Below are 14,184 nucleotides of genomic sequence, written 5' to 3'. Positions count from 1 at the left end.
AGTTTTTGAGTAACAGCTTGCCTGAGATTCAAAGGTGGCTACTTTTAGCTGAACTCATTTTTTAGTCTAAACTACAGTTAAAAATCACAAAAAATTAGCGCTCCAGAAGGACAGAAGGAAAATGCAATTGAGCAATTTTAACTCGACTAAGGTGCTGCTTTCAATTACCCATTACCCATTACTCAATATTTTTTATTTTCAATTTACTCCAGATTGAGTATTTTATTTTTTAGTGTATCAAAATTAACAGGCTTAGTAATATAGTCATCAGCTCCATAAGCCATTGCGGTTTGGTAATTTTTCTCATCTCCATAAGCCGTAATCATAAAAACTTTTAAATCGGGAAACTTTTCTTTGAGAATCCTTAGCAGTTCGAGCCCATTCATTCCTGGCATATTAATATCCGATAAAATCAATACGATAGACGCTTCATCCTGGTTCTCTAAGTATTTCAAAGCTGCCTCGGCTGACAGGCAAAAATGAAATTGAATTTTTCCTGCTTTGATTTCTTTCCTAAATTTCTGCTTGAACAGTGACTGAATATCTTCCTCGTCGTCTACAACCATTACTTTCATTTTTTGAAATCCTTAATTTCTGCTACTTTTTTTTGCAATGTGATTATAAACTCTGTGTATTTTCCTACTTCTGTTTCGACTTTTAGTTCTCCTCGATGTTGCTGGACGATAACATCCTGACTGATAGAAAGACCTAGACCAGTACCTTCGGCTGGTGGCTTTGTAGTAAAAAAGGGATTAAAAATTTTATCGAGTATCTCTGGTTTTATACCTGAGCCATTATCGCGAATGCGGATTTCAATCGCGTCAACAAGATTTCGAGTTCTGACGTCAAGCAGCGGTGAAAAGTCTTCTCCGATTTCTTGTTTCTTTTTATAGGCTGCATAGCAAGCATTGCTAATAATGTTAAGAAAAACCCTGCCGATGTCTTGTGGCACGACCTCTACTTCGCCAATGTCATTGTCATAGTCGGTTTCTATGGTAATGTTAAAAGCAGCTTCCTTCGCTCGCATCCCGTGATAGGCTAGATTGATATATTCGGCTAATAAACTATTTATATCTGTAGCTTCCCAGTGACCGCTTTGTCCCCTCGAATGCAAAAGCATATTGCCAACGATTTTGTCTGCTCTTTGACCGTGTTGATTGATTTTTTTAAGATTAGCTGTGAGGTCGGTTAATAGCTCGGCAATATCCTCACTGGTTTCAGGATCTAAACGTTCTGCTTGATTTTCAATTTTTTCAAACAGTTCTTCGGTTAATTCCGCAGAAAGTTCTGAGAAGTTGTTGACAAAGTTTAAGGGGTTTCTGATTTCGTGGGCAATGCCTGCTGTTAAACTGCCCAAAGAAGCTAGTTTTTCTTGGACAACAATCTGATTTTGCATAGCTCTAAGATTTGCTTCAATCTGCTGGCGCTCTTCAATCTCGTTCTGCAATTGTTCTACAGTATAGCGGAGTTCAGATGTACGCTCCTCGACTTTGATTTCTAGTTCTTCATTAGCTTTTTGCAGAGCTTCTTGGGCTTGCTTGCGATCGGTGATATCGCGGACGATCGCCACATATTCTTGCAGATCCTGATTGGAAAGGGAAGCATCTTGAGAAAATCGGTCGGAGATGGCAACTTCCAGGATGCGCGAGTCTCCATCGGGCAGCTTGAGAGTTTGTTCGCTGCGACTGAGCCACTGCTCTGGCTGATCCCCTAATCCGGGCAGTAATTTGTTCAGGTAAGACCCAATTAGCCTAGTAGTATCTATTCCAAAGACGCTTTCAGCAGCGGGATTAGTCTGACGAATGACACCATTTTCATCCAGCACTACAATACCATCTAGGGCTATGGTAAAAAGCTGTTCTGCTCCCTCTCGTGCCTCTTCCATTGAGACGACCTGGGGTAAGCTCGTCCAACAGGCAACTGCCACCCCAATAAAAGCAACTGTCACCAGTAGCACTACGAATAAATTCAATCCAACACTAGAGTTAGCATATAATTTGAAGCCAAAAATCCAGCCGACAGCAAGGGCACTGACGATCAGTAAGATTAAAACTACAACCTGAGACGCTACAAAATCTGGGATTTTGCCCTGGCTGCTGTTGCGGTAACGCCGAATCCACCACGAGGGATGGAAAGGGGCAAAAGCAATGCGACTTATCCCTGCCTCCACTGCTAAAACGCCAAGGGGAAAAAACAACCCAATGATAAAGTCTTGCCAACCCCAAGCCAAGCCTCCGACGACCAGAACCACCGCATCTACGACGAAAAAGCCCAGCGACCACCAAGGCCACCGAATTTCTGGCTGATCCCGCCACAGCCATAGTGAGAGATGGAACATCATCAGGCAGACAACCAAGCCAACATTAGTAATCGCCACCAGCCGAGGCACATTTCCCCAAGCTAGACAGATTAGACTGAGAACCAAAACAAAGACCAGCCCAAATCCAAATACACCCCGTCGGGATACAACTGCGAATGTTGGCGAAATATGCCCATCTACGGCAAGTTGGTATAGCATCCGGGGGCAGTTGGAAACAATAGTCGCGCAACTCAAAAGACAGCTTGCGACGACCAGAAAGGTCACGAGGGTGGGAACCCAGGGCCCCCATAATACCTGACAGGCAGCTAATACATTCAAGAATACGTCATCTTTCAGGCCAGGAGCGGTGGCCAAGCGCATCAGTACCCAGGAACCTCCTAAAATCACAGGCAGCATCCCCAGTGCGGAAATTTTGAGAAACTGCAAGGTTTTAGTAGGGTTGCGGCTATCCGCTACGAAACTGGCGGCGGAGTCACAGCAGTAGAAGATGTAGGTAGCAAAGTAAAACCATTTAGCCCAGTCAATAAAGGTGAATTCCGGCCAAATGGTGGGGAAAAAGCCAGGACTGTTTGACGAAAAAGCTAACCAGAATAGACCCTGAATGGAAAAAACGGATAGTACGCCGACTGTCGGTAACACGAAAAAGGCGTGCAGAATACTTAAGGCGCGAGTACCGCTGAATGTCAAAATGAAGGGTAGGAGCGTGAAGGTAATATTTAGTAAAGTTTCAGGACAGCTAAAACCTAAACTATTGAGGTTGACTTTGATGAGCTGCGTCAGTACGATCGCAGAAATTGGCAGTGTTGATACCCAGCTTAAAAAGTAGCCGATCGCTGCATAACTTCCCAGACCCGGATAATTTTTCAGCATTCGGGCGGTATAGTTGGGCGTTCCCCCAGCCATATCTGGGAAATACTCGCCGATGCGTTTTACCTGTAGATTGAGCATCATGCCCATGAGGATACCGGGCAACCAGACGAAGATGGCGCTAGGCCCGATCGCTGCTTGGATCGCTGTGGCGATGGTAAACCAATTGGCGTGACCTGTGAGGCCAAAGCCCGATGTTTCGATGGCACTCAGGCTTCGGGGTAGGCGCATGAGCGATCGCCTATTGAGATTTTCTCGTGGGGAAGGCTGAGCTGGTTCTGAGTGGTAGCCGTTTTCCGGCTGGTGTCGGATGTCTGTCGCCATCAGTTTTACCTATTATGTTGGGGATTTTGCTGTCGCAACCCTGATGTTCAGCTTTATAGCTTTTAACTTTTTCCGTTAAGCATTTTTGCTAGTCTTAAATTTTGGGAAAGCTGCTTTTTTCAGTCAACCATTAAAATCTATCTCAATCCGTCTTCAATATTACCAGGACTTACGCAACTGTCACAGCTCGGTGTACCAGCATCAAAAAATTAGACAATAAACATCGCAGGGGAAGTTTTAGTTGCTGAATTAAATAACTTAATAGCAGCCCGTGTTTAATTCGATCTATTGTTTTACCATTTTTATCGGCTCAACTTTTGAGCACCCCACACAAGTTCATGGCAAGCAATATGATTTGTTTGAATTATAGCTTGAAGGGACTGGCAAGATTCTCTCCCGGTTAATTGCTTGAGTTCCCTAGGAAATTGCTCAATTTTCTAACGCACAGCACACACATGAGTGTACGTCATTCGTGCGCTTATTGAGTTTGGTCGTTAGTCGCGACTGTCAACTTGCGATCGATCCGGACTGGTTAAAGTGATGGGTGCGATCGCGCCCTCACCATGTGCCAGTGGCGTAAGTCCTGTAGTTATTAGTAGGGTGCGCCTCGGCGCAGTTTACTACAGATAAACGTAGAAGGAATGCAGTATAACTCCTGTTCTCTTTTCTTCCCTCTTCCTTCTGACTTAATAACTAACGCAAAAAATGGTTCACTGCGCTATTTGTAGAGTCTCTGTATACCGAGGCGCACGCTACAAATCAAGTTTGGGCGTCCAGGAATGTTCCCTCTTGCTTCTTTTGTCTTCCTTCTCAATAAAAAACCCCGGTTTCTTCAAGAAATCGGGGTTTTTCCTACCAACTAAGAGAGGAGTCAAAACTAAACAGGTAGCGGTTGCCGGAATTCTACATTTCTCGGACAACCCTCTAAACCAAACTACGGGCAAATTCTAGTTGCAGCTTCTTTAAAGCTGTCTCATTTCTTCTTCAAGCACCCGAACCAAATCTTGATTCCCACTGGATCTCGCTACTTCTATGCGGTGCATCAGTTGCTTGTGAATGTTAGCACGGTGGGTTTCTGCTACTTTTTTTACGTTTTGACGATTTGTGTTCATGGTGGACGTTCCTTATATTAAATTTGGTGTACTTGCTACTTCTCTAATATAGCGCTAAATTCCAAAAAGTATCTAAATTTACAAAAAATTTACAGTTGTTGACCGATCGACCAAACTCCTGTATAAGATTGGTCATAAGTCAATAGCGATATCTTGACAATAAAAAAAGGCAGAACACTAGAGCAGCAGAAGGCAGAAGGCAGAAGGCAGAAGTAGAAATTCTCCCCATCTGACAACATTTACTCAAAGGGTAAGGTACTTATGACGTACTCAACATTTACTCAAAACTCATAACTTGCTTCAGCGCCTCTACCAACTGCTGAAGGTGTGCGAGTTCGTGAGTTGCCATCAGCGAAATCCGAATTTGACTGACACTTACAGTCGGAGGCCGAATCGCCGGAGCAAAAATACCCATCTCCTTGAGTTTGCTGCCGACTGTTAAAGCGGAGGCTGCATTTTTTAACGGAAGATTGAAAATTGGGGAGAGGGAATTGCTAATTGGTAATTGGTGATTGGTAATCGCGCAATATTTGAAAGTTTCGATATTTTGTCGCAACCGAACTCGGCGTTCTGGTTCTTGCTGTACAATCCTCACAGCTTCCAAAGCAGCCGCCGTGTCAGCAGGCGTCAATGCGGTAGTATAAATCCAACTCGCAGCTCGATTACGCAGAAAATCAATTAAAGCAGCAGATCCCGCAACGTAACCACCTAAACTCCCCAAAGCTTTGCTGAGTGTCCCCACTTGAATCAGTGGTGTTCCCGTACACCCGAAATGTTCTACACAACCGGCACCGCTAGCACCGAAAACTCCTGTAGCGTGAGCTTCATCTACTAATACCATGCAGTTAAAGGTTTCGGCCACAGCCAACAACTGTGGTAGCGGACACAAGTCCCCATCCATGCTAAAGACGCTATCGGTAATAATTAAACACTTGCGGTATCTGGCGCGATTTTGCTCTAGCTTGGCCTTTAAATCCTCAAGATTGCAGTGATTGTACTCTAGGGAAGTGGCACCGCTGAGTGCGGCGCCGTTTTTCAGGCTCGAATGGTTGTACTTGTCAGATAATATCAAATCGCGCTTGCCGACAGCGGATGCGATCGCCCCTAGATTCGCCAAATATCCCGAACTGAATACTAAAGCATCTTCAGTTTGTTTTAAATTAGCAATAGCTTGTTCTAGCTGTCGGTGCAAATCGCGGTGTCCGCTTAGCAACCTCGAACCCGTTGCACCCGTACCAAATTCCTTAGTTGCAGCAATAGCTGCTTGAATTAACCTGTCATCGCCGGCAAGTCCGAGATAATCGTTGCTGGCAAAGTTAATCAGCCGACGGCTTGCCAATTTTACCACAGGCCCGGGGGAACTTTCGAGCGATTGGGGCGATCGATACCAATCGGCACGGCGAACTGTGTCCAGGGCCTTCTCTATCCAAGCGTAAGGGTCTGCGTTCATATTGGAAAGCGATCGGGTAATACGTTATATTAGCTGGTGATCAGTTCCTCCGCATCACATAAGCATATGCCACTCACTAAAAAATACAGATTAGTCACCCGCAGCGATTTTGACGGTCTTGTCTGTGCCGTTTTGCTCAAAGAACTCGATATGATCGACGAGATTAAATTCGTGCATCCTAAAGATATGCAGGATGGGAAAATCGAAATAACAAATAACGATATTAGCACCAATTTACCCTATGTTGAGGGAGTTCATCTAGCTTTCGATCACCACTTCAGCGAAACTCTCAGACACGAGAAAATCAAAATCAACCACATCATCGATCCCTATGCAGCTTCTGCAGCTAGGGTACTGTACAAATATTATGGAGGTCAAGCAAAGTTTCCTGATATTTCTGAGGCGATGATGGCGGCAGTTGACAAATCAGATTCCGCTCAATTTTCCCAAGAAGAGGTTCTGCATCCGCAAGAATGGGTATTGTTAAACTTCATAATGGACGCCCGAACAGGCTTAGGAAGGTTTAAAGAATTTACAGTCTCCAATTATCAATTAATGATGCAGTTAATCGATTACTGCAAAAATCATACCATCGATGAAATTTTGCAGCTTCCTGATGTAAAAGAAAGAGTAGACCTCTACTTCGAGCAAGAAGAAAAATTTAAAGAGCAAATACAGCGATGCGCCACAGTTTATAATAATTTAGTTGTTTTGGATTTGCGTAACGAAGAGGTGATTTATGCGGGAAATCGTTTTGTAATTTATGCTTTGTTTCCTCAGTGCAATATATCGATTCACGTACTTTGTGGACTGAAACAACAAAATACTGTTCTCGCAGTTGGCAAGTCAATCTTTAACAAAACTTCTCAAACTAATATTGGGGAGCTAATGTTAAGATATGGCGGCGGTGGGCACCAGAATGCCGGAACTTGTCAGATTGAGAATGACAAAGCTAGTCAAGTTTTGAAAGAGTTAATTGCCCAGATAAAAGAAAATGGTTAAATTGGCTTTATCTTTTTTGCAGTCAGGACTTGAGTCTTTAATTATTTATTTTAATTTTCAGCACTAAAGTCCTTACTACAAAGGAGATTTTTCGGGACTGAAGTCCTTACTACAAACGGGAGCTTATTCCTCAAGGTTTTGAGCTGGTGGGTTTTGAACATTGAGATTTTCTGAACTGTTGCCTTTGACTCGTGGCAAATGGTCTACCAAACCCATATCAAAAGCGATATCCGGCAACTCATCAGCTTTATATTTTCCTGGCTCAAACAATCGCCCGGGAGTAAAACAAGGCTGTTTCAATCGTACAACCTCCCCGGGCGAAAACATTCCCCTAAACATTTTGCGTTCGAGTCCCATAATTTCTGCTCCTAAAACAACTTTCGCATTAATCTTAACAATTTTTGAGCGGCAGCTTCCCAATTAAATAAATCCGCCGTCTCTTTAGCTTTGTGAGCTACCTGAAAACGCATCGGATCTTCCACAATTTTTCGCAACTGTTCGCGAACAGACTGAACATTGGGTTCTGCCCAATGAGGATCATTTCTGATTGTTAGATACTGAGTATCGTAACACTTTCCGACGGGAATTAGATCGTAAGCAATGGGATAGCAGTTATCAGCATTGGCGTACTCGGTCGGACCACCGTACATAGTCATAGCGACGGGCAAACCTGCTGCAAAGGCATCCAAAATTTTAATTGCAAAACCCTCGCCGCGAAAGGGAGCTAAAAAAGCATCGGCTGACAAGTATAAATCAGCTAGTTCTGCTTTATTACAAAATTTAGGGATTATCCGAATTCTTGACTTGAACTTGCCGAATTGTTTTTCGATATTTGCGAGATGCTCCATTATAACATCTGGATGTTTGCCACCATCTTTGATAATCAACTCTACGTTAGAATCATCTTTAAACTCTTCCCAAAAAGCTTGAATGGCCAGATCCGTGCCAAATCTATACATATCAAAAGAATTGGTCATGTGTAGAATGTGTTTTACATCTTTTGGTTGTTTTGGGGATCTGGAAAAATAGATTTGCGAGATTAAAGGATTGAAACCTAGAGGCATGACTGAGACGTTGGCCGCCGGACATCCCGCTTTTATTAAAACGTTTTTAGAGTATTGGCTGACGGCTAGTTTGTGGGATGAAGTGTTAACAGCATCGTAAATCCAGTAATCATAATCATCATGGTTTTGGGCGAATTCGTAATTGATAGCAAAAAGTTCTAAGTTGAGATGTCCGTTGAGTTCTTTTAAAAAATAAGGTTTCCAATAATGAGACCATTTGATCTGAAATAAATCTGAGGGTGCAGTATTCATCCACTTCGCTAGCAGGTCGTTTTCTTCTGCTGTCAAATTGCGGCTGAGATGAGATGCTATTGTTGAAGGTTCGACCGAAATAGGAATTCCCATTTGGTGTAAGGTTTTCGCCAGGGATAGCGTAATATCAGCGAAGGAGTTAAAGTGTTGAAAACCAACGTTAAAGTGAACCATATTTATTGGTTATTAGTCAGGGTAATCGCATCTAATTTGGTATAAATTGTACTTGACAAATGACAGAAAATGCACCCGCCAGAGGCAGGGCTGCAGCGGAGACGCGAGCCGCGACCAACAAGCAGTTAAACTGGGAATGGACTCCCGGCAGGTATTCCTCACTCAGGCAGATGGAAAAAGGCGGCCGTGAAATCTACCGGCAACGGAACATTGTTGAACGTCCTATCAACCTACTCAACCAAGGGAGTCCGATCGCTATTCGATATGATAAGCTGGCTGCCAATTATACAGCCATGATTACGATCGCCTGCATTCTGTTGTGGTTATAGTTTGAAAACGCGCCCTAGGCAAGAGCACGTGATGGAGATAAATCAACTAGGTGGAACCCCAACGATCGTGCTTAGGTGGCTATCAGCATCACACTCAATTTTCATTCCTTAGTTTACGAGCTGCGCTTGAATGATACTGTCAAATGTTTAAAAAATTTACCTCACCATGATACCTTAATTAAGATATGATTACCCTGTAAGATCTCTGAGTATTTTTTTATTCTTTCTTTTCTGGGGTCGTTCAAATTGGCAAAATTTTATAAAAAACTGGCATTTAAGATATTCACATAAGGCAATGAATCTGTTTGTTGTGGTTAGTGATTTAAAGTTTAAGTAAAACCTTTTGCGATTGATAGCACTCATAAACTAGAATAACTAGATTGAAATTTATTCGGATTTAACTGTACCATATTTTGGGTTCAAATTAATATGGGTTTACCCTGGAGCGTAAAGCCAGGATTAGGCAGCAGTTAAATCTGTCTGCCTATCGTACTATAACATTGGTGAAATTTTCGTAAGTTTTCACCAATGGGAAGACCCTGGTAATGAAGATTTGAAGGCTCTGCCTCCCAATTGTTTTCTCCTTTTAATCGAGGATGTGCCTCCTCCAAAGGCATTCCCAGGCAGAGCCTGGGAACGATTGGAATAGTCATTGGTCATGCGTTAATTGCTACTAACTAATAACTAATAACTAATTACCCCTTTTTTACAGCTTTTGGAACACTGCGAACATGGGCAGATACATCGACAGCAAAATCGAACCTACGATACCACCGACGACAACAATCATCAGAGGTTCTAGCATACTGGTAAGTCCTTTTACTGCTTCTTCCACTTCCGTTTCGTAGAAAGCACCAACTTTCATCAGCATCTTGTCAAGTTCCCCAGTTTCCTCGCCAATTGCCATCATTTGAATAGCCAAAGACGGGAAAACTTGCTGTTCTTGCAAAGCAATACTGATCATGCCGCCGCTTTGAATTTCCTGCCGGGCATATTCTATCGCATTAGAGATCGCTTGATTTCCAGCCACATCTCGCACAATTTCCAAAGAATTGAGAATCGGCACGCCCGATCGCGTCAGCGACCCAAATATCACGCAAAACCGAGCCACAGCAGATTTTTCGATCAAATCTCCAAAAATCGGCAACTTCATCGCAATTCTATCAATTTGTAAGTGACCCATTGGAGTTTTATAGTACATATCAAATGCAATTTTGAGCGCTATAATTACCCCAATAACTGTCACCTGTTGGATCGGAGGCCAAGCGGTACAAAATGCACTAATTCCCAACATGATCAGCGTAAAAGTTGGCAAATCTGCACCAATATCCTTAAAAATCTTAGCGAAAGTTGGTAGCAAGAATATGGTCATTGCGAAGAAAATCACGATCGCAATAAAGAACACAGTCTTCGGATAAGACATCGCCGAATTAATTTCAGCCTCCGTCTTGTGATTTTTTTCCATCATCACCGCCAGACGGTCTAGGGTTTCATCGAGCACCCCCCCGACTTCTCCCGCCGCCACCATACTGATAAACAGTTGGTCAAAAACATCAGGAAACTTAGCCATCGCCTCTGCCAAGTTTATCCCCTCCTGCACGTCAGCATTCATGCTCCTGAGCGCTCGCTTCAGCTTAGCATTAGAACACTGCTCGTGCAGCACGGAAAGGCATCTCACGATCGCCACCCCTGCATTAAACATAGCCGCAAACTGACGAGCAAAAATAGCCATATCCTTCACAGTAAGACTGGTAAGGTTATACTCAATTTGCTCCTGAATCTTACTGAAATCAAAGCCACCTTTCGGTTTTTCGCGGATAACGTTGGTAGCCACAGCTCACCTCTGAAAATTTATTAAAAGTTATGACTCATCAGTCATTCAGTCATCCGTTCTTTCTACGGACTCCAGACTAATGACTGCTGACGGAATTAATGAGCTTTTACCGGGGCGCCACCAACAGGTGCCGGGCCGATCAAGCGTTCGAGTTCGTCAGCCTTAGAAGCCTTGCCCATTGCCGCTTCCCAAGTGACTTTACCGCTCTTGTAAAGTTCAGCGAGGGCCATTTCCATCGTCCTCATCCCCAATTTCGCCCCCATTTGGATTTGGGAGTAAATCATTGGAGTTTTGCCCTCCCGGATCAAGTTAGCCATAGCTGGAGTATTCACCATGATTTCCATAGCGCAGCAGCGGCCGCCCCCAACTTTCACTACCAAATTTTGGCTGCAAATTCCCACCAAAGAGTTAGACACCTGGGCGCGAACCTGGGGTTGTTGAATTGGCGGGAACACGTCCAAAATCCGATCGATCGTTGCACCCGCCGAATTAGTGTGCAGCGTTCCCATCACCATGTGACCCGTTTCTGCAGCCGAAATTGCCAAACCGATTGTTTCCAAGTCCCGCATTTCCCCCACCAGAATTACATCAGGATCTTCGCGCAAAGCTGCTCTGAGCGCATTAGCAAAGCTCTTAGTATCTTCGCCCTTTTGGCGCTGGTGAAACAAACTCTTGATATTAGGAAACACGTATTCGATCGGGTCTTCAACTGTTAGAATATGTTCCGCCCGCGTCCGGTTGATCAGATCCAACAAAGCCGCCATCGTAGTAGTTTTCCCAGAACCCGTTTGTCCCGTCACCAACAGCATACCCCTGGGTCTTTCCGTCAGATCCCGCAAAATCTGCGGCACGCCTAAAGCATCTGCATTAGGAATCTTAGAAGCCAGAGCCCGCATACAAGCAGCCCAAGCACCTCGCTCCCGATAGACATTAACGCGGAACCGAGCCAATCCCCGAACGCCGTAAGCGCAGTCGAGTTCCCACTCCATTTCCAACTGCTTGCGCTGCATATTGTTGAGCATTTGGAAAATCAGGATCTGCACTTCCTCAGCAGACAGAATGTCGCCGTATTGCGTCTGAGGAGTTAGTTTCCCGCTGACTCGGAAGAATATAGGCGCCCCCGCTTGGATGTGTATGTCCGAACCCCCTTGCTCTACCAGGGACTCCAGTACGTCTTCAATCATCAGACCCATAGATACCTCTCCTCGATCGAATTGATAGTTATTGACCAATCTAGCTCAGTTAACAGTCAACAGTTAACTGCCGAATCAATCCAAAAAGCGCGGTGTCAAGCAGTAGGGACAATCCAGCATCTCCGGCTTCAATTCCGCCTGACAAGTTTTGCAGGTAAGTCCCTGCTTTCGTTTGGCTTTCATTTCAGCCTCCAGGCCAGAGTCAGTAAACGTCACCCGCTCGACTTCTTCAAAAGTAGTCGCGCCTTCCCGCACCAACTGCAAGCTATAAGCCAACAAGGTTTTCATCCCTTCTTCTACTGCTGCTTCCTTAATTTGCTCTGTGGGAGCTCCTTGAGTGATCAGAGTTTGAAGCCGCTCAGTATTTTTCAGGAACTCGTAAACCCCTACCCGTCCTTTGTAGCCTAGGCCGCCGCACTTCCGACAAAGTTGCTCGCTTTCTGCTAGTTCCTTCCTTTCCTCTACCGGTACAGTGTTGGCTTTGTAAACAGTTAGATCAATTTCTTGAGAAGCCGACAGACCATACTTGCCGAGTTCTGCGGCAGTAGGCTGGTAAGGAATGCAGCATTTGTCGCAAACGCGCCGCATCAAACGCTGAGCCAACACGCCCAACAGAGCGGCCGAAACCATGAACGGTTCTACGCCCATTTCTGCCAAACGCGCGACCGCCCCGGCTGCGTCGTTCGTGTGCAGCGTCGTCAGCACCAAGTGTCCCGTCAAAGCAGCTTCCAGAGCAGTTTTGGCCGTTTCCTTGTCCCGCGTTTCCCCCACCAGCATCACGTCAGGGTCTTGCCGCAAAAATGCCCGCAGAATGTTGGAAAAAGTCAAGTCTTTTTCCCGAATTACTTGACATTGGGTAATTCCTGGCAAAGCATATTCGATCGGGTCTTCCGCCGTACTGATATTAACCCCCGGATCGTTCCGTTCCGCCAGAATCGAGTAGAGAGTAGTGGACTTGCCCGAACCCGTCGGCCCCGTCACCAAAATCAATCCGAACGGACGGCTAGCACTTTCTCGCACTAAAGCCAGAGTTTCTTCGTCGGAGATTAACAAACCCAAACCCAACTGAGTGCTGGAACTGTCCAAAATCCGCAGCACGATTTTTTCGCCGTACCGCGAAGGCAAGCTATTCACCCGGAAATCCACCGTGCGTCCCTCAAACACCCGCCGGATGCGGCCGTCTTGAGCTTGTCGGCGTTCGGCAATATCCAGGTTGGCAATAATCTTGAAACGAGCCGTAATCGATGCGACTACCTGCTTGGGAAACCGGAAATACTCTTGCAGCACCCCGTCTTTCCGCATCCGTATCCGCATGAATTCTTCTTGAGGTTCTACGTGGATGTCAGACACCTTTTCCGACAAAGCTTTAGCCAAAATGACGTTGACCGCCTTAATTACGGGAGCCGCCTCAGCATCGTCCAATGTGTTAGCGAGGTCTTCTTGGTCGCTACTCTCCTCTTCTAGTGAGAGCTCGCCAAAATCTCCCTCCCCTAAATCCATCTTTCTCTGCTTTTCGATTTCAGCTTTTTTAGCTTCCCTCTTAACTTGTTCGTCTTGATAGGCAGAAGTTATGTCCTGATAGTCGTCTGGCGTAATCACCCGTCGCTGCAAAGCCAAGCCGTGAGGCTGTAAAATCCGCCGCAAATCTTCTATAGCGTTGAGGTTGTCGGGATCTACCATTGCCACTAAAACCGCCGCCGGCTCAGTTTCAGTCTTAGCTACGGGTAAAAACCGACCTTGGTGACAAATGTCGATCGAAATCTTCAACGCGTCGAGCATAACTCCGAGTTGCTCGTTAGACATTTGGCTCATCTCCGGGTCAAATGCTTCAACCCCGTAGACTATCTTCCGTTCAAACATCTGCTGCTTCTTGTAAAGTCGTAGCAATTCTGGGGGTAACGGCTGCCCGGTAAGTGCTTCTAATACCTCCGTCAAACGCTTGCCCGACTTCTGGCTTTCAATTTGAGCTTGCTTCACTTGCTCGCCGTTGACGTAACCCGACAGAATCATCTTGGTGAGAGCCGGAGGAAATTGGCTCACAGAAACTATGGATGTGTTGGAGCGCAGCGGGGATGTGCTAGTCATAAAAAACACTCAATAGGTGGGAAACTCAGTCACAAAGAGTGCTGAGAGGAAAACCAAGGCGGGGTTTTAACCCCCGTATTCTTTGCTTGTGGATCAGCTATCATTTTCTTGCTCAATCCCTATCTCTCAAGTGTAAGCTCGAAGTCCCCTCTAAGCTTCGTCCACAAATTGACGAGAT

Annotated in this window: 11 protein-coding genes; 2 read left to right on the top strand and 9 right to left on the bottom strand. The window is 45.1% G+C overall.

Features of this window, described 5'->3' with window-relative positions:
- Window positions 1–203: 203 nt before the first annotated feature.
- The 4 genes from QUA33_RS21920 to bioF form a co-directional block, all read right to left on the bottom strand.
- Window positions 204–566, bottom strand: a complete 363-nt coding sequence (locus tag QUA33_RS21920) for a response regulator (protein ID WP_333151125.1) — start codon at window positions 564–566, stop codon at window positions 204–206.
- Between the two features lie 5 nt (window positions 567–571).
- Window positions 572–3,511, bottom strand: a complete 2,940-nt coding sequence (locus tag QUA33_RS21915; RefSeq protein WP_333151123.1) for an ATP-binding protein — start codon at window positions 3,509–3,511, stop codon at window positions 572–574.
- Between the two features lie 962 nt (window positions 3,512–4,473).
- Window positions 4,474–4,623, bottom strand: a complete 150-nt coding sequence (gene pirA / locus QUA33_RS21910; protein ID WP_172185012.1) for an arginine synthesis PII-interacting regulator PirA — start codon at window positions 4,621–4,623, stop codon at window positions 4,474–4,476.
- A 277-nt stretch (window positions 4,624–4,900) separates the two neighbouring features.
- Complete coding sequence (bioF, locus tag QUA33_RS21905) at window positions 4,901–6,073, bottom strand: 8-amino-7-oxononanoate synthase (protein WP_333151121.1); 1,173 nt, start codon at window positions 6,071–6,073, stop codon at window positions 4,901–4,903.
- A gap of 66 nt (window positions 6,074–6,139) precedes the next feature.
- Between bioF and QUA33_RS21900 the strand changes: the two genes are divergently transcribed.
- Window positions 6,140–7,075, top strand: a complete 936-nt coding sequence (locus QUA33_RS21900) for an exopolyphosphatase (protein WP_333151119.1) — start codon at window positions 6,140–6,142, stop codon at window positions 7,073–7,075.
- 123 nt (window positions 7,076–7,198) lie between these two features.
- Here QUA33_RS21900 and QUA33_RS21895 read toward each other — a convergent pair whose 3' ends face one another.
- Both QUA33_RS21895 and QUA33_RS21890 read right to left on the bottom strand, forming a co-directional pair.
- The gene (locus tag QUA33_RS21895; RefSeq protein WP_333151117.1) at window positions 7,199–7,432 is read right to left on the bottom strand and encodes a hypothetical protein; all 234 of its coding nucleotides are present in this window, start codon (window positions 7,430–7,432) and stop codon (window positions 7,199–7,201) included.
- Between the two features lie 11 nt (window positions 7,433–7,443).
- Entirely contained in the window at window positions 7,444–8,565 is a 1,122-nt protein-coding gene (locus QUA33_RS21890; protein ID WP_333151115.1) for a glycosyltransferase family 4 protein, read from the bottom strand.
- A gap of 59 nt (window positions 8,566–8,624) precedes the next feature.
- On the opposite strand from QUA33_RS21890, the gene QUA33_RS21885 reads away from it, so the two are divergent.
- A complete protein-coding gene (locus QUA33_RS21885; protein ID WP_333151113.1) occupies window positions 8,625–8,894 on the top strand; it encodes a hypothetical protein in 270 nt (89 codons plus the stop codon).
- A gap of 706 nt (window positions 8,895–9,600) precedes the next feature.
- On the opposite strand, the gene QUA33_RS21880 is transcribed toward QUA33_RS21885, so the two are convergent.
- The 3 genes from QUA33_RS21880 to QUA33_RS21870 all read right to left on the bottom strand — a co-directional run bounded on the left by QUA33_RS21880 (window position 9,601) and on the right by QUA33_RS21870 (window position 14,006).
- Window positions 9,601–10,728 carry a type II secretion system F family protein gene (locus tag QUA33_RS21880; protein WP_333100185.1) on the bottom strand — a complete coding sequence of 376 codons (1,128 nt, stop codon included), beginning with the start codon at window positions 10,726–10,728 and terminating at the stop codon, window positions 9,601–9,603.
- 95 nt (window positions 10,729–10,823) lie between these two features.
- A complete protein-coding gene (locus QUA33_RS21875; protein ID WP_333042216.1) occupies window positions 10,824–11,921 on the bottom strand; it encodes a type IV pilus twitching motility protein PilT in 1,098 nt (365 codons plus the stop codon).
- Window positions 11,922–11,996: 75 nt separating this feature from the next.
- On the bottom strand, window positions 11,997–14,006 hold the full coding sequence (locus tag QUA33_RS21870) for a GspE/PulE family protein (RefSeq protein ID WP_333151112.1): 2,010 nt from the start codon (window positions 14,004–14,006) through the stop codon (window positions 11,997–11,999).
- Window positions 14,007–14,184: the final 178 nt, after the last annotated feature.

The sequence above is a fragment of the Microcoleus sp. Pol14D4 genome (genome assembly GCF_036701245.1).
Classification (GTDB): Bacteria; Cyanobacteriota; Cyanobacteriia; order Cyanobacteriales; family Microcoleaceae; genus Microcoleus.
The sequence above is the reverse complement of the archived record's forward strand: the minus strand, read 5'-3'. Positions and strand labels throughout refer to the sequence as shown.

What these genes read in the sequence shown, in the direction of transcription:
- QUA33_RS21920 (WP_333151125.1), bottom strand. Translation starts at nt 566, where the DNA reads ATGGTTGTAGACGACGAGGAAGATATTCAGTCACTGTTCAAGCAGAAA.
- QUA33_RS21915 (WP_333151123.1), bottom strand. Translation starts at nt 3,511, where the DNA reads ATGGCGACAGACATCCGACACCAGCCGGAAAACGGCTACCACTCAGAA.
- pirA (WP_172185012.1), bottom strand. Translation starts at nt 4,623, where the DNA reads ATGAACACAAATCGTCAAAACGTAAAAAAAGTAGCAGAAACCCACCGT.
- bioF (WP_333151121.1), bottom strand. Translation starts at nt 6,073, where the DNA reads ATGAACGCAGACCCTTACGCTTGGATAGAGAAGGCCCTGGACACAGTT.
- QUA33_RS21900 (WP_333151119.1), top strand. Translation starts at nt 6,140, where the DNA reads ATGCCACTCACTAAAAAATACAGATTAGTCACCCGCAGCGATTTTGAC.
- QUA33_RS21895 (WP_333151117.1), bottom strand. Translation starts at nt 7,432, where the DNA reads ATGGGACTCGAACGCAAAATGTTTAGGGGAATGTTTTCGCCCGGGGAG.
- QUA33_RS21890 (WP_333151115.1), bottom strand. Translation starts at nt 8,565, where the DNA reads ATGGTTCACTTTAACGTTGGTTTTCAACACTTTAACTCCTTCGCTGAT.
- QUA33_RS21885 (WP_333151113.1), top strand. Translation starts at nt 8,625, where the DNA reads ATGACAGAAAATGCACCCGCCAGAGGCAGGGCTGCAGCGGAGACGCGA.
- QUA33_RS21875 (WP_333042216.1), bottom strand. Translation starts at nt 11,921, where the DNA reads ATGGGTCTGATGATTGAAGACGTACTGGAGTCCCTGGTAGAGCAAGGG.
- QUA33_RS21870 (WP_333151112.1), bottom strand. Translation starts at nt 14,006, where the DNA reads ATGACTAGCACATCCCCGCTGCGCTCCAACACATCCATAGTTTCTGTG.